At 66.3% G+C, this 20,122-nt stretch carries 17 protein-coding genes; 14 read left to right on the forward strand and 3 right to left on the reverse strand.

The annotated features are described in order from the left end of the window. Positions 1–13 precede the first annotated feature (13 nt). Positions 14–1,330, forward strand: coding sequence for an MFS transporter (locus D6M19_RS08445; protein WP_234834764.1), 1,317 nt, complete (start codon positions 14–16; stop codon positions 1,328–1,330). Here the strand turns inward: D6M19_RS08445 and D6M19_RS08450 are convergent. Then, positions 1,327–2,133, reverse strand: a complete 807-nt coding sequence (locus tag D6M19_RS08450) for an MmpS family transport accessory protein (RefSeq protein WP_123024804.1) — start codon at positions 2,131–2,133, stop codon at positions 1,327–1,329. The genes D6M19_RS08445 and D6M19_RS08450 overlap by 4 nt on opposite strands. A gap of 162 nt (positions 2,134–2,295) precedes the next feature. Between D6M19_RS08450 and D6M19_RS08455 the strand changes: the two genes are divergently transcribed. The 5 genes from D6M19_RS08455 (at position 2,296) to D6M19_RS08475 (ending at position 9,074) form a co-directional block, all read left to right on the forward strand. Then, complete coding sequence (locus D6M19_RS08455) at positions 2,296–4,890, forward strand: carboxylate--amine ligase/circularly permuted type 2 ATP-grasp protein (RefSeq protein ID WP_206428476.1); 2,595 nt, start codon at positions 2,296–2,298, stop codon at positions 4,888–4,890. A gap of 12 nt (positions 4,891–4,902) precedes the next feature. Further along, positions 4,903–6,687, forward strand: a complete 1,785-nt coding sequence (locus D6M19_RS08460; protein WP_123024724.1) for an N-acetylglutaminylglutamine amidotransferase — start codon at positions 4,903–4,905, stop codon at positions 6,685–6,687. 4 nt (positions 6,688–6,691) lie between these two features. Next, entirely contained in the window at positions 6,692–8,569 is a 1,878-nt protein-coding gene (locus D6M19_RS08465; RefSeq protein WP_123024725.1) for an alpha/beta hydrolase family protein, read from the forward strand. A gap of 92 nt (positions 8,570–8,661) precedes the next feature. Further along, positions 8,662–8,877 (forward strand): hypothetical protein, encoded by a 216-nt coding sequence (locus D6M19_RS08470; RefSeq protein WP_123024726.1) that lies wholly within the window; start codon positions 8,662–8,664, stop codon positions 8,875–8,877. 41 nt (positions 8,878–8,918) lie between these two features. After that, positions 8,919–9,074 carry a DUF6131 family protein gene (locus tag D6M19_RS08475; RefSeq protein WP_123024727.1) on the forward strand — a complete coding sequence of 52 codons (156 nt, stop codon included), beginning with the start codon at positions 8,919–8,921 and terminating at the stop codon, positions 9,072–9,074. A 13-nt stretch (positions 9,075–9,087) separates the two neighbouring features. Here D6M19_RS08475 and D6M19_RS08480 read toward each other — a convergent pair whose 3' ends face one another. After that, the gene (locus D6M19_RS08480) at positions 9,088–9,741 is read right to left on the reverse strand and encodes an SACE_7040 family transcriptional regulator (protein WP_123024728.1); all 654 of its coding nucleotides are present in this window, start codon (positions 9,739–9,741) and stop codon (positions 9,088–9,090) included. A gap of 98 nt (positions 9,742–9,839) precedes the next feature. Here D6M19_RS08480 and D6M19_RS08485 point away from each other — a divergent pair, with 98 nt between their 5' ends. The 8 genes from D6M19_RS08485 (at position 9,840) to D6M19_RS08520 (ending at position 19,362) form a co-directional block, all read left to right on the forward strand. Further along, positions 9,840–11,393, forward strand: a complete 1,554-nt coding sequence (locus tag D6M19_RS08485; RefSeq protein WP_123024729.1) for a carboxyl transferase domain-containing protein — start codon at positions 9,840–9,842, stop codon at positions 11,391–11,393. Between the two features lie 4 nt (positions 11,394–11,397). Then, positions 11,398–13,386 carry an acetyl-CoA carboxylase biotin carboxylase subunit gene (locus D6M19_RS08490; RefSeq protein ID WP_123024730.1) on the forward strand — a complete coding sequence of 663 codons (1,989 nt, stop codon included), beginning with the start codon at positions 11,398–11,400 and terminating at the stop codon, positions 13,384–13,386. Beyond that, positions 13,383–14,543 (forward strand): acyl-CoA dehydrogenase family protein, encoded by a 1,161-nt coding sequence (locus tag D6M19_RS08495; protein WP_123024731.1) that lies wholly within the window; start codon positions 13,383–13,385, stop codon positions 14,541–14,543. The genes D6M19_RS08490 and D6M19_RS08495 overlap by 4 nt, the downstream gene beginning before the upstream one ends. Beyond that, on the forward strand, positions 14,540–15,055 hold the full coding sequence (locus D6M19_RS08500; protein WP_234834765.1) for a MaoC family dehydratase: 516 nt from the start codon (positions 14,540–14,542) through the stop codon (positions 15,053–15,055). Before D6M19_RS08495 ends, D6M19_RS08500 begins: the two co-directional genes overlap by 4 nt. A gap of 25 nt (positions 15,056–15,080) precedes the next feature. Then, positions 15,081–15,899 (forward strand): HpcH/HpaI aldolase/citrate lyase family protein, encoded by an 819-nt coding sequence (locus tag D6M19_RS08505; RefSeq protein WP_123024732.1) that lies wholly within the window; start codon positions 15,081–15,083, stop codon positions 15,897–15,899. Positions 15,900–15,999: 100 nt separating this feature from the next. Further along, positions 16,000–17,103, forward strand: a complete 1,104-nt coding sequence (pdhA, locus tag D6M19_RS08510) for a pyruvate dehydrogenase (acetyl-transferring) E1 component subunit alpha (RefSeq protein WP_123024733.1) — start codon at positions 16,000–16,002, stop codon at positions 17,101–17,103. A gap of 1 nt (position 17,104) precedes the next feature. Beyond that, entirely contained in the window at positions 17,105–18,160 is a 1,056-nt protein-coding gene (locus D6M19_RS08515) for an alpha-ketoacid dehydrogenase subunit beta (RefSeq protein WP_123024734.1), read from the forward strand. Further along, on the forward strand, positions 18,157–19,362 hold the full coding sequence (locus D6M19_RS08520) for a dihydrolipoamide acetyltransferase family protein (RefSeq protein WP_123024735.1): 1,206 nt from the start codon (positions 18,157–18,159) through the stop codon (positions 19,360–19,362). The genes D6M19_RS08515 and D6M19_RS08520 overlap by 4 nt, the downstream gene beginning before the upstream one ends. Positions 19,363–19,364: 2 nt before the next feature. On the opposite strand, the gene D6M19_RS08525 is transcribed toward D6M19_RS08520, so the two are convergent. Then, positions 19,365–20,117 carry an enoyl-CoA hydratase gene (locus D6M19_RS08525; protein ID WP_123024736.1) on the reverse strand — a complete coding sequence of 251 codons (753 nt, stop codon included), beginning with the start codon at positions 20,115–20,117 and terminating at the stop codon, positions 19,365–19,367. Positions 20,118–20,122 lie beyond the last annotated feature (5 nt).

The raw sequence follows: 20,122 nt of genomic DNA on the forward strand, positions 1-20,122 counted from the left end.
ATCGTGGGCGACCGTGAGCGAAACGCGGCCGCCCGGGCAATCCGCACCGCGATCGCAGGTCCTGGCCTGGGGACTGTGGGACGTTGGCGCGACGGGTGTCAACGCGATCGTCACGACATTCGTCTTCTCGGTCTATCTCACGAGCACCGTCGGCGACGACCTACCCGGAGGGACGACGCCGCAGAGTTGGCTGTTCCGGGCGCTGGCCGCCGCCGGCCTGGTGGTCGCTGTGCTGGCTCCGCTCACCGGTGTGTGGGTCGACGCGCCCTGGCGGCGCCGCGGTGTGCTTGCGCTGCTGAGCGGGGTCGTGGTGCTGCTGACCGCATCGATGAGCCTGGTGCGCGACGACTACCACTATCTGTGGCTGGGCCTGGCGCTGCTCGGGGGCACCGCCGCATGCGCCGAGCTCTCGACGGTGCCCTACAACGCGATGATGCGCCAGCTCTCGACACCTCAGACATCGGGCCGCATCTCCGGATTCGGTTCCGCCATGGGCTATTCCGGCAGTGTCATGCTGCTGGTGATCGTCTATGCCGGCGTCATTGCCGGCGACGGCGATACCCGGGGACTGCTCGGAATCCCCGCCGCCGACGGCCAGAACGTGCGGGCGGCCATGTTGCTCGCCGCCGTGTGGTTCACACTGTTCGCGCTGCCCATCTTCTTTGCGGTGCCCACGCCGCCGCGTGAGCCCGGCGACGCAGCGGGCGTCGGTCTCATCGGGGCCTACCGCAAACTGTGGCGCGAAATCGTCGGCGAATGGCGCCGCGACCACAACATCGTCTATTACCTGTTCGCCAGCGCGGTATTTCGCGACGGGTTGACCGGAGTGTTTTCGTTCGGCGCCGTTCTCGGGGTCAGCGCTTACGGGATATCGAGCGCCAACGTGCTGCTGTTCGGTGTGAGCGCGAGCGTCATCGCCGCATTCGGTGCAATTGTCGGTGGTCTCGTGGATGACCGGCTCGGATCCAAGCCCGTCATCCTCGGCTCACTGGCATCGATGATCGTGATCTCGATGGTGCTCTGGTCGCTGTCCGGACCGCTCGGCTTCTGGGTCTGCGGGCTGTTGCTCTGCCTGTTCGTCGGGCCGACGCAGTCGTCGGCGCGCACCCTGATGCTGCGCATGTCGACCGAGGGTAAGGAAGGCGTGACGTTTGGCCTCTACACGACGACCGGTCGCGCGGTGTCGTTCCTCGCGCCGTTCCTGATCTCGGTGTTCATCGACTGGTTCGGTGCGGTTCGGGCGGGTATCGGCGGTCTCGTGCTTGTACTGGCTGCGGGCATGGTGATGATGGCGCTGGTACACGCGCCGCACAAGGTTGCGGCTCGCTAACGGAGGGCGGTGCAGATCGTCAGGCCATTGCCGGTGTTCGACTGCACCTTGACCCCGTTGACCGTCACCGAGCAGGACACCTGCCGACCGACATTGATGATCGTCAGGCTCGCCGAATCCTCTGCTGGACTCGGCAATTCGACTTCCTTGCGCCAGGGCAGCACGACGTTGAACTCCGTCTGGAGCAGACTGCCCGTGTCGACGTAGGTGATGTTGATCGCCCTGCCGGTTCCGGTGACCTCGTAGATCACCGACTCGGTCGCGCCAGGGGTCGACGACTCGCTGGGCGGGGTGGTGGTGGTGCTCGGTGTCGGAACGGGAACGATCGGGGGGAGTGGCCGCAGCGACGTCGTCGGCGGCGTCCGAGTCGTCGATGTGGTGGGCTCCGGCATCGGTGGCGGCGCAACCACAGTGTCCTGTTTCGAGCTGTTGACGACGACCAAGGCGATCACCAGGCCGACAACCAGCAGCACCGCCACCCCGGCCGCCGCCCACAGCCACCGCGGCGACTTGGGCTTCTGCGGGCCCTCCGACGGTTCGCCGGGCGGGTACGGTTGGCCGTATTGCCCTGTGCCGTATTGCCCTGTCCCGTATTGACCTGTCCCGTAATGGCCAGTGGAGTATTGGTCGTAACCGTACGGCGAGTACGGCGGTAGCTGCCGGGTGGCATCCGGCGCCTGGGGCGCTTGGTAGGTGGGTGGATACGGCGGTTGGCCTGCATACGCCGGATCACCGTACGCGGGATAGCTGGGGCCCAACGGTTGTGTTGGATCCGGGCCTTCGCCTCGTGGTGTGTTGGTCATGCCCACCTCATTTCTGCAGGGTACCTGCGCGGCTATGCGCTCCGGGTGCCGCTGCCGGCCCGCGGGCGGACAATTGGCGTGGACGACCAGGATTTAGCCGCCGCCGCTGGGGGCACTCCTGCATTACTCGAGCGTCAATTACTGCAGCGAGATGAGTGAGCCATGCCGCGAACCCTGGGTGTCGAGGAGGAGTTTCACCTCGTCGACCTCAAGACCCGTCGGCTGACGGCCCGCGCGCCCGAACTGCTCGACGAGTTGTCCGACACCTACGTAGCCGAGCTGCAGCGTTGCGTGATCGAAATGAACAGCGGCGTCGTCGATTCCCTCGATGCCCTGCGCGCCGATCTACGCGGTCATCGCGAGGTGTTGGTAGACGCAGCCAGCCGGCTGGGCATCGGCGTAGTCGCTGCGGGCGCGGTGCCGCTCGCGGTGCCCGCCGAAATGCAGGTCACCCAGACCGCTCGTTACCGGCAGATGCTCGCCGACTATCAGCTGCTCGCCCGAGAACAACTGATCTGCGGCACCCAGGTACACGTCGGGATCGAGGACCGCGACGAGTCTGTTGTCGTGGCCAATCGGGTGGCGCCCTACCTCCCAACCTTGCTTGCGCTGAGCGCCAGCTCTCCGTTCTGGGCCGACGGATCCGACACCGGCTACTCAAGCGGTCGCACCCTGGTTTGGCAGCGCTGGCCGACGACGGGGCTTGCCGCGCCGGTTTCGTCGGCAGCCGAGTACGACAAGCTCGTCTCCGAGTTGGTCGCCAGCGGCGTGATCACCGATGAGGGGATGGTCTACTTCGACGCCAGGCCCGCAATCGCCACGCCGACGCTGGAATTGCGGATATGCGACAGTTGCCCGTCCGTGGACACCATCGTGCTTATCGCCGGGCTGTTCCGCGCGCTGGTGGAACGCGAAGTCGACGGGCTGCGGGCCGGTGTGCCCGCGTTCGAGGTGTCCCCGCCGCTGGGTCGGGCCGCGCTGTGGCGGGCTGCGCGATCCGGGCTGGAAGGCGAGCTCGTCGACGTCGATGGTCCGGTGAGCCGACCCGCAGCCGACGTCGTCTCCGACCTGGTCGGGTCATTGCGCCCGCAGCTGGAGGCCGCGGGTGACTGGGACGCGATCAGCGATCTGACTCGCAGGGTTCTCATCGCGGGGACCTCGGCAGCCCGTCAGCGCCGCGCTTTGCGTCGCCGTGGTCGGCTGACCGACGTCGTCGACCAGTTGATCGCCGAGACTGCGGGCAATTGGCCGAGCGCTTCGGCCGCGGTGACGCAGAACCCGACGCTGCTGTTCGGTTACCAACCCGATGGCGACTACGACAACAGCGACGAGTTCGCGGCGGTGAGCTACGACGAAGCCGTCGATCCCCAAGGAAATCCGCGATCGGCCTACGAGAGGATCCTGGGCTCCGTTGTCCAACTGGGGGTTTCGGTGCTGCGCTCCCGGGAAGGCGAGATCGAACAGGAACAGCGCGCCGACGGCATCATGTTCCGCGTCAGTGGTCAGAGCCGCGCACAGGTGTTTCCACTAGACCTGGTGCCGCGCATCGTTTCTGCCGAAGAATGGTCGCAACTCACCGTGGGGCTGGGTCAGCGGGCCAGGGCGCTCAATGCGTTCCTCCGCGACATCTATTCCGAGCAAGCCATCGTCAAAGACGGCATCATCGGGCTGCACGCGTTGGACCGCGCCCCCGGATTTCGGTCGACGGGGCAGGTGTCGCGCGACCCGGTTCGTGCGCACATCAGCGGAACCGACGTGGTCTGCGACCGGGCGGGCAACTGGATGGTGCTCGAGGACAACCTGCGCATCCCTTCCGGCACCGCGTACGCGGTCGTCAACCGGCGGCTGCTGTCGAAGCATCTGCCCGAACTGGACCGGCCCGCCGACACCTGTGACGTGAGCCAGGTGGCCCAGTCTCTGCTCGACACGCTGCGCGCCGCCGCGCCGGCGCGGGCCCCCGAGGAGGTGACGGTGGCCCTGTTGTCGGCGGGCTGGGACGATTCGGCCTGGTTCGAGCACAGGTTTCTCGCCGAAGAGATGGGCATCGCGCTCGTGCAGTCCTCGGACCTGTCGGTGCGCGAAGGAAGATTGTTGCGCCACATGGGTTCTGGTACCCACGCGATCGACGTGTTGTACGCGCGGATGGACGAGGACATGGTGTTGTCGTCCACCGGCTACGACGGTGCGCCGCTTCGGGAGGGCCTGCTGGGGGCGGTCGCGGGCGGAACGTTGACCATCGCCAATTCTCTGGGAAATGGAGTCGCCGACGACAAGGCGATCTATGCCTACGTCCCTGCGATGATCGAGTACTACCTCGGTGAGACACCGTCCCTCGCTCAGGTGCCGACCTTTATCTGCGCCGAACGCGAACAACGTGACCACGTGCTGGACAACCTCGCCGCCCTGGTGACCAAACCGATCGACGGGCTAGGCGGCGGCGGTGTGGTGATCGGTCCCGAGGCGACGATGGAGCTGCTGGACGCCCGTCGGCGCGAATTGCAGGCGCAACCCGAGCGATACATCGCACAGGAGGTCATCGCGTTGTCCACGCACCCGACCTTCGACGGTGAAGGGATGTACCCGCACCACGTAGACCTTCGGGCTTTTGTGCACCTTCGCGCCGGATCGGGGGATTCCATTTCGGCACACGTCATGCCTGCCGCGCTGACCCGGGTGGCGGCGGCAGGCTCCCGAATCGTCAACTCGTCGTCCGGTGGCGGCAGCAAGGACACCTGGATACGGACAGGCTCGACGTAGGGAGACAGGGATATGTGTGGCATCTGCGGAGAAATCCGCTGGGACGGTGCGTCGGCAGACGTCGCCGCCGTCACCCGGATGACCGAAGCGATGGCGTCACGCGGACCGGACTCCGACGGGATATTCGCCCACGGGCCGATCGCGTTCGGTCATCGGCGACTCTCGATCATCGACCTGTCAGCCCGGGGTGCACAGCCGATGGTGGACAGTGACCTCGGGCTGACGCTGGTGTTCAACGGCTGCATCTACAACTATCAGGATCTGCGCAAGGAACTCGAAGCCGCCGGCTATCGATTCTTCTCGGCGGCAGACAGCGAGGTGGTCATCAAGGCCTTCCACCGGTGGGGCATCGGCTGTGTGGACCGCTTCAAGGGCATGTTCGCGTTCGCGATCGCCGACCGCGAAACCGGTGTCGTCACGCTGGCGCGCGACCGTCTCGGCATCAAACCGCTATACCTGGCGCAGACTCCCGGGCGGCTGCGGTTCGCATCGACTGTGCGCGCGCTGCTCGACGCAGGCGACGTCGACACCGAACTGGATCGTCACGCCCTACATCACTACATGAGTTTCCATTCCGTGGTGCCCGCGCCGCGCACCATCTACCGCGGCGTGCGAAAGCTGCCGCCCGCCACCGTCCGCGTGATCGCGCCCGACGGTTCCTTCGACGACACCGTGTACTGGACACCGGTGTTCGAGCGGGACCCGTCGCGCGCCTTGTGGTCCGCGAGGGATTGGCAGGACGCGCTGATGGAGGCGCTTCGTACCGCGGTGGAACGACGCATGGTCGCCGACGTGCCGGTCGGGGTGTTGCTGTCGGGTGGCATCGACTCCTCGATTGTGGTGGCACTGCTTGCCGAGCAGGGCCAGCACGGCCTTTCCACGTTCAGCATCGGCTTCGACTCGGTCGGTGATGAGTCCGGCGACGAGTTCTTCTACTCCGATCTGATCGCCGAGACCTTCGACACCGAGCATCATCGCATCCACATCGACAGCTCGCGGCTATTGCCCGCGGTGCCCAAAACCATTGCGGCGATGAGTGAACCGATGGTCAGCCATGACTGCGTGGCGTTCTATCTCCTGTCCGAAGAGGTCAGCAAATCGGTCAAGGTGGTCCAGTCGGGCCAGGGCGCCGACGAGATCCTGGCCGGTTACGACTGGTACCCGCCGCTGGCGAACATCGCCCGCGAGCACACCACCGAGGCCTACGCGAAGGTCTTCTTCGACCGCGGCCACGCCGAGGTGTTGGAAATCTTCTCGCCCGAATACGGGATTGCGACCGAGGATCCGAGCCACCGGTTCGTTTCGGCCCACCAATCCGCGCCGGGCGCCGAGACGGCGATCGACGCGGCACTACGGCTTGACACGCAGGTAATGCTGGTCGATGACCCCGTCAAGCGGGTGGACACCATGACAATGGCCTGGGGTCTCGAAGCAAGGGTGCCGTTCCTTGACCACGATTTCGTCGAACTCGCCGCCGCCTGTCCCGCCGAACTGAAACTGGCCGAGGGTGGCAAGGGTGTTCTGAAGAACGCATCGCGCGCACTGCTGCCATCCGAGGTGATCGACCGCACGAAGGGCTACTTCCCGGTGCCCGGCATCCGGCACCTACACGGTGAGATTTATGACATGGTGCGCGATGCGCTCACCAACGATGCCGCGCGCGCACGCGGCCTCTACCGGCCGAAAACCGTCGACGCGCTGCTGGCCGCCCCGAATGAGACCCGCACGACCCTTGGTGCCAACGCGTTGTGGCAGCTGGCGGTCCTCGAGATGTGGTTGCAGAGCATGAAAGGCTGATCCCATGAGGCAGCAGGTGCGCACCAACTACGGTGCGTCCCTGTCGCCTGACGCAACGGCGTTCGCGCACCTCGTCGACGACGGTGGCTACCCGCGGGCGGTGCAGCGTTTTCTGCGCGGCTGGCGCGCGAGCTCGTCGCGGGATGTCGAGCTACCCGTCGAGGGCCCGGTCATCAGGGTCATGCATTCCGCCGACGGGCACTGGCTGGCCTGCCAGGTCGCACCGGAAGGCGGCAGCCGCAGTCAGATCTGGGTGGTCACCACCGATCCCGATGACCGCGATGCTCGGCGCATCGACATGTGGCTGCCTGGCGCGCCGGAGGGCACCGCCGAGTTGATCGGTTGGGACGGCACACAAGTCGCGGCCATTCTCACCGGCGAGGACGGCGTCGGCAGTTCCTGCCTCATCGATCCCGCCGACGGCACCACGACGATCCTCGACCGCCGGTCGGGCGGACGGCTGGTCGACGCCTGGGCCGGCGCGGCGTTGGTGCGCGTCGGACCTCGCGGTTACCGTGACCTGATCATGCTGCGCGGGCTGACTGAAACCGCGCTGCTGCCATACGATCCGGGCTCGACCACCGACACCGGCATCATCCTGGACGATCAGCACCCACGGCGTTTGCGGTCGGGTCTGGAAGGGGAGACGTTCGAGCTGTATCAACCCGCGAAGTTCTACGGGCGCAACAGTACGAACGGTTACGTGCGCGCACTGATCCGCAGCGAAAACGGGACCAACCACGCACGCCTGCTCGAGGTGACCACGACTGTGGACGGGGTGTCCTACCAGGTCGTTGCCGAGCGCCCCGGCTATGAACTCGACGAGTTCGCCGTCAGCGACGATCTCTCGACGGTGGCTATGCTGTGGAACATCTACGGCGCCAGCGAGTTACAGATCCTCGAGTACGCCGACTACACCCTGCACGAGCCGATTCCGCTGCCCGGTATGGTGGCCAGCGAGCTGAGCATCAGCGCGGGCGGGTCGATGGTGGCGATGACGGTCGAGGGCCCGGACAAGCCGCGCACCGTGGAACTCGTCGATCCGCGAACCCGAGAATGGGAGCGCATCGACCGCGAGCCCAGCAGGGGGCCGCTGTCCGCAGCCCCGACGCTGGAGACCATCACCACCCGCGACGGGTTGGACATCACCGGCTGGTTGTTCCGACCACCAGACGGGGTGGATTCGATCGGGGCGATGATGTTCCTGCACGGTGGGCCCGAGGGACAGGGCAGGCCGGGGTACAACGAATTCTTTCCACCACTGCTCGAGGCGGGCATCACCGTGTTCCTGCCAAATGTCCGCGGATCCGGGGGATTCGGCCGGTCCTTCATGCATGCCGACGACAGGGAGAAGCGTTTCGCGGCCATCGACGACGTGGCCGATGCGGCGCTGTTCTTGGCCGACCGAGGTCTGGCCCCCGCTGGGCGCATCGCGTGTTGCGGTTGGTCCTACGGCGGATACCTGACCCAGGCGGCGCTCACGTTCCATCCGCAGCTGTTCGCGGCGGGCATCAGCATCTGCGGGATGAGCGACCTGAACACGTGGTACCGCAACACTGAGCCGTGGATCGCCGCGGCGGCTTATGCGAAGTACGGCCATCCGGTGAGTGACCGGGAGTTGCTTGACCAACTGTCACCTTTGCTCCGCGCACACGCGTTGACCGCACCCCTTCTGCTCGTCCACGGACTCAACGACACCAACGTGCCGCCCAGCGAGTCACAGCAGATGTTCGACGCGTTGCGGGCTTTGGGCCGCACTGTCGAGCAACTGCTGTTCGAGGACGACGGCCATGAGATCGACAAGCGTGAGAACCGAACCGTGCTGGTCAAAGCGATGGGTGAGTGGCTAAGCATGGCGTTTGCGTCGGTCCCCGATTCCTGAACGGTTCAAGATCAAATTGACGCGTTTACTGAAATTATCCCCTGGGTAAAACTCTCCTGCGCCAAGTCGGCGCTCAACAGGAGGAGGCCAGCATGCGTGGTGGCGGAATTCTCGGCGTAATCGTCTTGGTTTGGTTGCTGATCGGTGTCGTGGCGGCCTACCAACGGGATTACTTCAAGACCGACGCAAACAATTGCGCCACAGCGGGAACCATCGCGTTGACGGTCGTAGCAGGGCCATTGAACTACGCGGGCGCGAACCCGAAGGTAGCGGATTGTGATGTAAAACTGCCCGAGCCCAGCCAGTAGTCAACGGGCTCTTGATAATTCACTAATCGAACGGAGTAACCATGATTGTCCTTGGAGTGATCCTCCTGATACTCGGAATCCTTTTCGGCATCTCGATCTTGACGTACATCGGCGTGGTGCTGATCGTCATTGGCGCGGTGTTCTGGATCCTCGGGGCCACCGGCCGCGCTGTGGGTGGTCGAAAAGTCTGGTACTAGCGCTGGCTAGCGCCTAACCGCCGCTTCGGCCGGCCGACGACAGGGCCGCGATCGTCATCTTTCTCAAGATCGCCCGCGACCCGGAAATCGTTCCTCGGCCGGCCGATTTGGCCGCGCCTGGCCGGACGCTGTGCGGCGTTGAATTCAACAGTCCGAAGACGGCGTGCGCCATCAACCGCGCATCCGCCTCGTCGCTCGCGCGGTCCAGCCGGAGAAGAACGTCGACCCAGATCTCCACGTATTGCCTCTGGGCCTTGCGGACCTGACGCTTCGCCGGGTCGGGCAGATATTCCAGGTCGCGGTCCTGAATTCGGATCAGATCCGACTCGCCCAACGCGAAGTCGAGGTGGAAGTCGATCAATCGCTCCAGCGCGGTGGCGGCATCGGCAGCTTCGACGACGACCGTCCTCGCCCCGGCGAGCAGCCGCGCGCTGATACCCACCAGCAGCTCGACCAGCAGCGCTTCCTTGTTGGGGAAGTGCCGGTAGATCGCGGGCCCGCTGACACCTGCTGCGGCGCCGATGTCCTCGAGTCGCACGGCGAGAAAGCCACGCTCGGCGACCAGCCGTTCTGCCGCGGCGATCAGCTTGTCGCGCCGGTCGGACTTGGCCTTGCTGCGGCTGGTTCCGGCCGGCGCGGAAGCCGACCCTGACGCGGGGAGGGACACGGTCTTACCCCCAATCCGCGCTGGTGGACATTTCGGTTAATCGTCACTAACATCTTACGAGTTAGTCGGCATTAACTCAACCGAGACGGGCAGCACCGATGACATCGACGCTTCAGTCCAGCCGCGAGCAGCATGTGCAGCTCGTCGCGCAGCTGCGGGAGAAGATGGCTACTGCCGCGCTCGGCGGCTCGGCCAAAGCTCGCGGGCGTCACGTCAGTCGCGGCAAGCTGCTGCCGAGGGATCGGGTTGACGGGCTCCTTGACCCCGGAAGCCCACTGCTCGAGGTCTCGGCCCTTGCCGCCGACGGCATGTACGACGACGAGTGTCCCGGCGCGGGCATGATCGTCGGCATTGGGCGGGTATCGGGGCGCGAATGCATGATTGTGGCCAACGACGCGACCGTGAAAGGTGGTACCTACTACCCGATTACGGTCAAGAAGCATCTGCGCGCCCAGGAGATCGCCCGGCAGAACCGGCTGCCCTGCATCTACCTCGTCGACTCGGGTGGCGCGTTCCTGCCCCGACAGGACGAGGTCTTTCCCGACCGCGACCATTTCGGCCGCATCTTCTACAACCAGGCGACGATGAGCGCCGAGGGGATTCCCCAGATCGCCGCGGTGCTCGGCTCGTGCACCGCGGGCGGCGCATACGTACCCGCGATGAGCGACGAAGCGGTCATCGTCCGCAACCAGGGCACGATCTTCCTGGGTGGCCCGCCGTTGGTGAAGGCCGCGACCGGCGAAGTCGTGACCGCCGAAGAGCTCGGCGGCGGTGACCTGCACTCGAAAACCTCCGGTGTGACCGACCACCTGGCCAACGACGACCGCGACGCACTGCGGATCGTGCGACGCATCGTCTCGACGCTCGGGCCGCGCCTCGACGCACCGTGGGACGTCGCCCCGACGGTCGATGCGGTAGCCGACCAGAGCGAGCTCTATGACGTCGTTCCCGTCGATGCGCGGGTGCCCTACGACGTGCACGAGGTGATCACCCGAATCGTCGACGGCGGCGAGTTCGCGGAGTTCAAGGCCGAATACGGCTCCACGCTGGTGACCGGCTTCGCTCGTATTCACGGCCATCCCGTCGGGATAATCGCCAACAACGGGGTGCTGTTCTCCGAATCAGCGGTGAAGGGTGCACATTTCATCGAGCTGTGTGACAAGCGGATCGTCCCGCTGCTGTTCCTGCAGAACATCTCGGGCTTCATGGTCGGCCGCGACTATGAGGCAGGCGGCATCGCCAAACACGGCGCCAAGATGGTGACCGCCGTCGCATGTGCGCGGGTGCCGAAACTCACCGTGGTCATCGGCGGCTCGTACGGCGCGGGAAACTACTCGATGTGCGGGCGCGCGTATTCGCCCCGTTTTCTGTGGATGTGGCCGAACGCCAGGATCTCGGTGATGGGCGGTGAGCAGGCCGCGTCGGTGCTGGCCACCGTGCGCGGCGAGATGACACCAGAGCAGGAGGAAGAGTTCAAGGCCCCGATCCGGGAACAGTACGAAAGTCAGGGCAATCCCTACTATTCGACCGCGCGGCTGTGGGACGACGGCGTGATCGACCCCGCTGACACCAGAACCATTCTTGGGCTGGCGCTTTCGGTGGTGGGCCAGGCACCGGTCGAAGCGGTCTCCTACGGCGTGTTCCGGATGTGATGTCGTGAACTTCCATACTGTCCTGGTGGCCAATCGCGGCGAGATCGCCGTGCGGGTGATCCGCACGCTGCGCGAGATGGGCATTCGCTCGGTTGCAGTGTTCAGCGACGCCGACGCCAACGCCCGCCACGTCGCCGAGGCGGACGTCGCTGTCGGTATTGGGCCCGCTCCCGCAAGGCAGAGCTACCTCAACATCGACGCCGTCGTCGACGCCGCCCGCCGAACAGGAGCCCAGGCGATCCATCCCGGTTACGGGTTTCTCTCGGAGAACGCCGAATTCGCCGCCGCGTTAGAGGCGGCGGGCATCGTGTTCATCGGGCCGCCGGTCAAGGCGATCCAGACCATGGGCGACAAAATCGCCGCCAAGACGACGGTTTCGGCGTTCGGTGTACCGGTCGTGCCTGGCATTGCTCGGCCCGGCCTCACCGACGACGACCTGATCGCGGCGGCGGGCGACGTCGGCTATCCCGTACTGGTGAAGCCGTCAGCAGGGGGCGGCGGCAAGGGCATGCGGGTCGTTCACGAACCGTCGGAGCTAGCGGCCGCCCTGACCAGTGCGCGGCGTGAGGCCGGCGCGGCATTCGGAGACGACACCCTGTTCCTCGAGCGATTCGTGTTGAACCCCCGCCACATCGAGGTGCAGGTGCTCGCCGACGGCTACGGCAACGTGGTCCACCTCGGCGAACGCGAATGCAGCCTGCAGCGACGCCACCAGAAGGTGATCGAGGAAGCGCCATCACCGCTGTTGGACGTCGCCACGCGGGCGCGGATCGGCGCCGCGGCCTGCGACACCGCGCGCAGCGTCGACTACACCGGCGCGGGCACGGTCGAGTTCATCGTGTCCGCCGACCGGCCCGACGAGTTCTTCTTCATGGAGATGAACACCCGCCTGCAGGTCGAGCATCCGGTCACCGAAATGGTCACCGGCATCGACCTCGTCGAGCAGCAGGTGCGCATCGCTGCGGGGGAGAAGCTTCCGATCGCACAGGACGAAATCACGATGACCGGGCACGCCATCGAGGCGCGTGTCTACGCAGAGGATCCCGCGCGCGGATTCCTGCCGACCGGTGGCGAGGTGCTCGATCTCACCGAACCTTACGGCCCGGGTGTGCGAGTGGATTCCGGCCTCGCGACGGGAACGGTGGTCGGCAGCGACTACGACCCGATGCTGGCCAAGGTCATCGCGCATGCCGCCGACCGGCCCGCCGCGCTACGCGCACTTGACCGCGCACTGGCCGACACCGCCGTCCTGGGGGTGTCGACGAACGTCGAGTTCCTGCGCTTCCTGCTGGCCGACCCCGATGTCGTGGCGGGCCGGCTCGATACCGGGTTGTTGGACCGCAGGACAACGGATTTCGCGCCGTTTCAACCCGGAGACGATGAGCTGATCGCCGCAGCGGCGTACAAGTGGCTGCGCAGCTGGCCGGTACCGGCGGGCAACCTGTGGGAGGTGCCGTCGGGCTGGCGGATAGGGCAGCACGGTTCGACCGCCGCCCGGCTGCGCGCAGGTGATCGTACCGACCACGTGTACCTGACCGGAACGCCGCAGGCAGCAACCGCCGTCGTCGAGGTCGGCGAATCACGTCCGCTCACAGTAAGTCTCGATGGCGATCGGCTTGTGGTGACACTCGACGGGTTGCGCACCGACTACCTGGTCGCCGCGGCAGACGGCCAGGTCTGGTTGGCGCGCGCAGGACGCACCGCAGTGGTCGACGAGGTGCGAGAGGCGCCCGTCCGCCCCGACGACGAGCACAGCGGCGACGCCGAACTCGTCAGCCCCATGCCGGGGTCCGTCGTCGCCGTCGGTGTCGAGGACGGCGCGAATGTCGATGCGGGTGCCGTCGTCGTCGCGGTCGAGGCGATGAAGATGGAGCACGCGTTGACCGCACCGGTTGCCGGTGTGGTCGAACTGCTCGTCGCCGTCGGCGACCAGGTGAAGGTGGACCAGCCGCTGGCCAGGATTACAGCTAGTGAGAAAGCAGAGCAGTCATGAGTGAATTTCTGGCAACGGGGATGCTGCCCGACCATTACGAGCAGCTCGCCAAGACGGTGCGGGACTTCGCGCAGAGCGTCGTGGCGCCCGTCGCCGCCAAGCACGACCAAGAGCACTCGTTCCCGTACGAGGTCGTATCGGGCATGGCCGACATGGGGCTGTTCGGACTGCCGTTTCCCGAGGAGTACGGCGGCATGGGCGGCGACTACTTCGCACTGTGCCTCGCGCTCGAGGAACTCGGCAAGGTCGACCAGAGCGTCGCCATCACGCTGGAGGCCGGTGTATCGCTCGGCGCGATGCCGGTGTACCGCTTCGGCAACGACGACCAGAAGCAGGAGTGGTTGCCGCTGTTGGCAAGTGGCAAGGCGTTGGGCGCGTTCGGGCTTACCGAGGCGGGCGGCGGAACCGACGCGGGCGCGACCAAGACGACGGCGAAGCTCGATGACGGGCACTGGGTCATCAACGGGAGCAAGCAGTTCATCACCAACTCCGGTACCGACATCACCAAGCTGGTGACGGTCACCGCCGTCACCGGGGAAAGCGATGGCAGGAAGGAGATCTCGTCGATCCTGGTGCCGGTCCCCACTGACGGTTTCACCGCCGAGCCCGCGTACAACAAGGTCGGCTGGAACGCCTCCGACACCCATCCGCTGAGCTTCGACGACGTCCGGGTGCCCGCGGAGAACCTGCTGGGCGAACGCGGGCGCGGCTACGCCAACTTCTTGCGCATCCTCGACGAGGGCCGCATCGCGATCGCCGCGCTGTCGGTCGGCGCCGCACAGGGCTGCGTCGACGAGTGCGTGAAGTACGCCAAGGAACGGGAGGCCTTCGGCGCGGCGATCGGCACGTATCAGGCCGTCTCCTTCAAGATTGCGCGGATGGAGGCGCGGGCGTATACGGCCCGCACGGCCTATTACGACGCCGCCGCACTCATGCTGGCCGGCAAGCCGTTCAAGAAGGCCGCCGCGATCGCCAAGCTCGTTGCCAGCGAGGCCGCGATGGACAACGCGCGCGACGCGACACAGGTGTTCGGCGGATACGGCTTCATGAATGAATACGCCGTCGCACGGCACTACCGCGACAGCAAGATCCTCGAAATCGGTGAAGGGACAACCGAAGTGCAGCTGATGCTGATCGCTCGCGAGGCTGGGCTGTGAGCGGAGTGAACGATTCGGCAGAGGTGACCGACAAGAAGGTGATAACTCAACGCGGCCTGTGGTTCGAGGAGTTTGAGCCCGGCGTCGTCTACCAGCACCGGCCGGGGCGCACCATCACCGAAGCCGACAACGTCTTGTTCACCACGCTGACGATGAACACCCAGGCGCTGCATCTGGATGCCGCCTTCGCCGACGCGCTGCCGCCGTTCAACCAGCGGCTGGTGAACTCGATGTTCACGTTGTCCACGCTGGTCGGGTTGTCGGTTGCGCAACTGACCCAGGGCACGATCGTCGGCAACCTGGGGTTCGGCGAGGTCGCCTTCCCGAAGCCGCTCTTTCACGGTGACACGCTCTACGCCGAGACCGAGGTGACCGACAAGCGCGAGTCCAAGAGTCGTCCGGGGGAGGGCATCGTCACCTTCGCCCATACCGGCCGCAATCAGCACGGCGACATCGTGGCGACCGCGTCGCGAAAGACGATGGTGCGCAAGCGGTCTGAGGAAGACGCATAGTGGCGCCGCGCACGCAAGGAGCGAAATGGCTCTAGCGAATAACGGCCCCGGCTGGTTGTTCTGCCCGGCCGACCGCCCGGAACGCTTCTTGAAGGCGGTGGCCGCAGCGGATGTGGTGATCCTCGATCTCGAAGACGGTGTCGCGGCGAAAGACCGGGAAGAGGCCCGCGCGGCGCTGATCGACAACCCGTTGGATCCCGACCGCACCGTCGTCAGGATCAACCCCACCGCCACGGCCGACCACGCGCCGGACCTCGATGCGCTCGCGAAAACGAAGTACACGACCGTGATGCTGGCCAAGACCGAGGACCCGCAGCAGATCCGGGACTTGGCGCCGCTGGACGTCATCGTGCTTATCGAGACACCGCTGGGCGCGGTGATGGTCAACGAGTTGGCGCGTATGGACAACGCTTTTGCCCTCATGTGGGGTGCCGAGGATCTTTTCGCGTCGACGGGCGGCACCGCCAACCGGTGGCCCGACGGCAGCTACCGCGACGTCGCCAAGCACGTCCGCTCACAGTCGTTGCTGGCGGCAAAGGCCTACGGCCGGATGGCGCTGGACTCGGTGTACCTCGACATCAAGAACCTCGACGGGCTGCGGGCCGAAGCCGACGATGCCGTTGCGGTCGGCTTCGACGCCAAGGTGGCGATCCATCCGACGCAGGTCGCGGTCATTCGGGATGCCTACGCGCCGAGCGATGACCAGGTGGATTGGGCGCGGCGAGTGCTCGACACGGCGCGCGGTGAACGAGGCGTCTTCCAATTCGAGGGCATAATGGTGGATGCCCCAGTGCTGCGGCGGGCAGAGCGCATCGTCCAGCTAGCGCCTCACCCTGGCAACTAGCCGGCAGCCCCTCACCAGGGGTTTTGCTCTGACCGCCTCCGTGCTGAGCACCTCAGTCGCCTGACGGCGCGATCCGCCGTCAGTGACCCTAGGAGGCGGTATGGCAGGGTCCACTCAGGCACCCTTGACGTCGGTCGCTGATGTCGAGCTGGAGCCGATTCGACTGGTCGCCCCGGACGGGACGCCGACCACCGAGACCCGGTATCGCCGAGATCTTCCACCCGAGACGATGGGCTGGCTCTACGAGCTGATGGCCGTCACCCGCGCGCTTGACGCGGAGTTCGTCAACCTGCAACGACAGGGCGAACTCGCGCTCTTCGCGTCGTGTCGCGGTCAGGAGGCCGCTCAGATCGGTTCGGCGGCGTGCCTGCGTAAGACCGACTGGCTGTTTCCGCAGTACCGCGAGATCGGGGCGTTCCTGCTGCGCGGCATCACGCCTGCGCAGATGGGCGCGGTCTGGCGAGGCCGGTGGCACGGCGGGCTGGGGTTCACCGAGAAGTGCGTCGCTCCGATCGCAATTCCGATCGGCACCCACGGTCTGCATGCGGTCGGAGCCGCCATGGCCGCCCAGCGTCTCGGCGAAGACTCGGTGACCGTTGCGTACCTCGGCGATGGCGCGACGAGCGAGGGCGACGCGCACGAAGCGCTCAACCTCGCCGCCGTCTTCAAGGCGCCGTGCGTGTTCTTCGTGCAGAACAACCAGTGGGCGATCTCCGTTCCGGTCAGCCGTCAGCAGGCGGGGCCGTCGATCGCGCACCGGGCGATCGGTTACGGGATGCCAGGCATCCGCGTCGACGGCAACGACGTGCTGGCGTGCCACGCGGTGATGGCCGAAGCCGCGCAACGCGCCCGCGAGGGTCACGGCCCGACGCTGATCGAAGCGGTCACCTACCGGCTGGGGCCGCACACCACCTCCGACGACCCGACCCGCTACCGGTCGCAGGACGAGGTGGACAAGTGGGTGGCGCTGGACCCGATACCGCGCTACCGCAAATACTTACAGAACATCGATGTGTGGGACGAACGGCTGCAACACCGCGTCGAAACCCGGGCGGCCCGGCTGTGCACGGAACTTCGCGATGCAATCGTCAACACACCCGACATGGATGTCGGCCAGCTCTTCGACACGACCTATGCGGAGATCACTCCGACCCTGCAAGCCCAGCGCGACCAGTTGATGGCCGAGTTGGCGAAGGAGGCCTGACATGACTCAGATCATCGAGCGGCCTGCGGATTACGGGGACGACGCACACGAGCCGCCGCTGTTCACGTCGGTATCGACCACCACGAATCTGACCATGGTGCAGGCGATCAACCGGGCACTGCACGACGCGATGGCGGCCGACGACAGGGTGCTGGTTTTCGGCGAGGACGTGGCGACGCTCGGCGGTGTCTTCCGGGTCACCGAGGGACTCACCGAAACCTTTGGTGACGGAAGATGTTTCGACACGCCTTTGGCGGAGTCTGCGATTATCGGCATCGCGATCGGGTTGGCGATCCGCGGCTTCGTGCCGGTTCCCGAGATCCAGTTCGACGGGTTCTCCTACCCGGCGTTCGACCAGATGGTCAGCCACCTTGCGAAGTACCGGGTGCGCACCCACGGCGACGTCGACATGCCCGTGACGGTCCGCATCCCGTCGTTCGGCGGAATCGGTGCGGTCGAACACCATTCGGAGTCCACCGAAGCGTATTGGGCCCATACCGCGGGCCTGAAAGTGGTGGTGCCGTCGACACCGTCGGACGCCTACTGGCTGCTGCGGCATTCGATCGCCAGCCGGGATCCGGTGGTGTTCCTCGAGCCCAAGAGGAGGTACTGGGCGCGCGAGAACGTCGACACCGTCACGCCCGGATTGCCCATCGGCCGTGCCGCCATCCGGCGCGCCGGCGACGACGTCACCGTGCTCACCTACGGCGGGCTGGTGCAAACCGCGCTGGCGGCAGCAGATCTGGCCGCCGACCACTACGGCTGGAACCTGGAGGTCGTGGACCTGCGCTCGCTCAACCCGCTGGACTTCGACACCATCGCGGCCTCGGTGCGCAAGACCGGGCGCGCCGTCGTCGTCCATGAGGGTGCCCGCACCCTCGGCTTCGGCGCCGAGTTGGCGGCCCGCATTCAGGAGGAGCTGTTCTACGACCTCGAGGCGCCGGTCTTGCGCGCCACCGGTTTCGACACGCCGTATCCGCCCGCGCGCCTGGAAAAGCTGTGGCTACCCGGCGTGGACCGGTTGATCGACTGCGTCGAGAAGGCAATGAGCTCATGACCGGCTCCGTGCGGGACTTCCTGGTTCCCGATCTCGGTGAAGGCCTGGAGGACGCGACGATCACCAGTTGGAGTGTGGCGGCCGGCGACGATGTCGAACTCAACCAGACGCTGTGCACAGTGGAGACCAACAAGGCCGAGGTGGAGATCCCCAGTCCCTACGCGGGTCGCATCGTCGAACTCGGTGGTGCCGACGGTGAAACGCTCGCCGTCGGTGCGGTGCTGGTGCGCATCGCGACCGACGCACCCGCTCCCGCATCGCAGAACGGTGGTAAACCGGCGCGCAAGGCGGTGCTGGTCGGGTATGGCACCGACGACGATATGGACACCAGTCGGCGGGCGCCGGTCTCCGACGGTGTGCGAGCGCGCGCCAAGCCTGCCGTGCGCAAGCTTGCCGCAGACATGCACGTCGATCTGGCCTCGCTGGCGCCTGGTTCGGGTCGGGACGGAATCGTCACCCGTGAGGATGTGCGCGCGGCTGCCGGCACGTCGGGACCCGCCCTCGACACCGTCGGCGTCACCGGGGTGCAGGCCACCATGGCGCAGCGAATGGCGTTGTCACGGAGCAAAATTCCGGATGCGCACGCCAGTGCCCAGGTCGACTGCTCGGCCCTGCTGCGGGTGCGTGATCGGCTGCGGGACGCGGTCGGCGATGACGGGCCGCCGATCACGCCGTTCGTTCTGACGCTTCGGCTGTTGACGATCGCGCTGACGCATCACCCGATGTTCAACTCCACATGGGTGGATACCGCCGGTGGGCCGCACATCCACGTTCATTCGGCCGTGCACCTGGGCTTCGGCGTTGCGGCGCCGCGCGGGCTGCTTGTGCCGGTCGTCAAGGACGCGCAGGACAAATCGACGCGTGAGTTGGCGGCGACGGTGTCGCGGCTCATCGAGGAGGCGCGCGCAGGAACCGTCAAACCGACTGAGCTGCAGGGCTCCACGTTCACCGTGTCGAACTTCGGCGCGCTCGGGTTGGACGAGGGCGTGCCCGTCATCAACTATCCCGAGGCCGCCATCCTGGGCATGGGGTCGTTGAAGCCGCGTCCGGTCGTTGTCGACGATGCCGTCGTGGCTCGACCGACGATGACGTTGACGTGCGCATTCGACCACCGCATTGCCGATGGCGCACAGGTGGCTGCGTTCCTCGGCGAACTCCGACGATTGATCGAGTCGCCGGAGCTGGCCCTGCTCGACAGCTAGCGCTACCTGCGCTTGGCGGCGGCCAGCCGCTCGGCGAATTCCGGCGAAAGAATCGACGCCGCTTGCGGTTTCAGCTCGGTATCTACCGCGATCCGGTGTTGGTCGATATCGAGAGAACCCGGGTTGGCGGTTGCTCGCATAGAGGCCTTCGTGGCGAGCACCACCTCGCGAGGCGCGGCCGCAGGTCCGGTTGCCAACTCCTTGGCGGCGGCGACCGGGTCGTCGGCGACGGTCAGCGCCAGCCCGTATCGGACGGCGGCCTCGGCGTCGAAGCGCATCCCGAACAGCAGTGAGGCCCTTGCCGCCTGCACGCCGACCGCGCGCTGAAGCATCCACGTCGCACCGCCGCCCGGGTGGATGCCGAGTTTCTGGAAGCGCGGATCGAACAGCGCGGCAGGCCCGGCGATGCGCACGTCGGCGGCCAGCGCGAGGTTGAGCCCGGCGCCGACGGCGGCGCCGTTGACGGCCGCGATCGTGGGAAGCGTGCAGCTGGCCACCGCGAGGAAGCCGTCGTAAATGGCACGCAGGCCGTCCTCGGTCGCCTCGCCGAGCGCGGTCAGGTCGGCGCCCGCGCAGAAGGCCTTGCCCGCTCCGGTGACGATGAGGGCGTGCACGTCGGTGTTCGCTTCGGCCGCATCGACCGCCGCCCGCAGCGCAGCCGAGATCTCGGCGGTGACGGCGTTGCGGCGCTCAGGGTCGTTGACCGTGATCAGCGCGACGTGGTTTTCGACCTGCACAAGGACGCGATCAGACATCGCCC

It is taken from the genome of Mycolicibacterium stellerae, assembly GCF_003719305.1.
Taxonomy (GTDB): domain Bacteria; phylum Actinomycetota; class Actinomycetes; order Mycobacteriales; family Mycobacteriaceae; genus Mycobacterium; species Mycobacterium stellerae.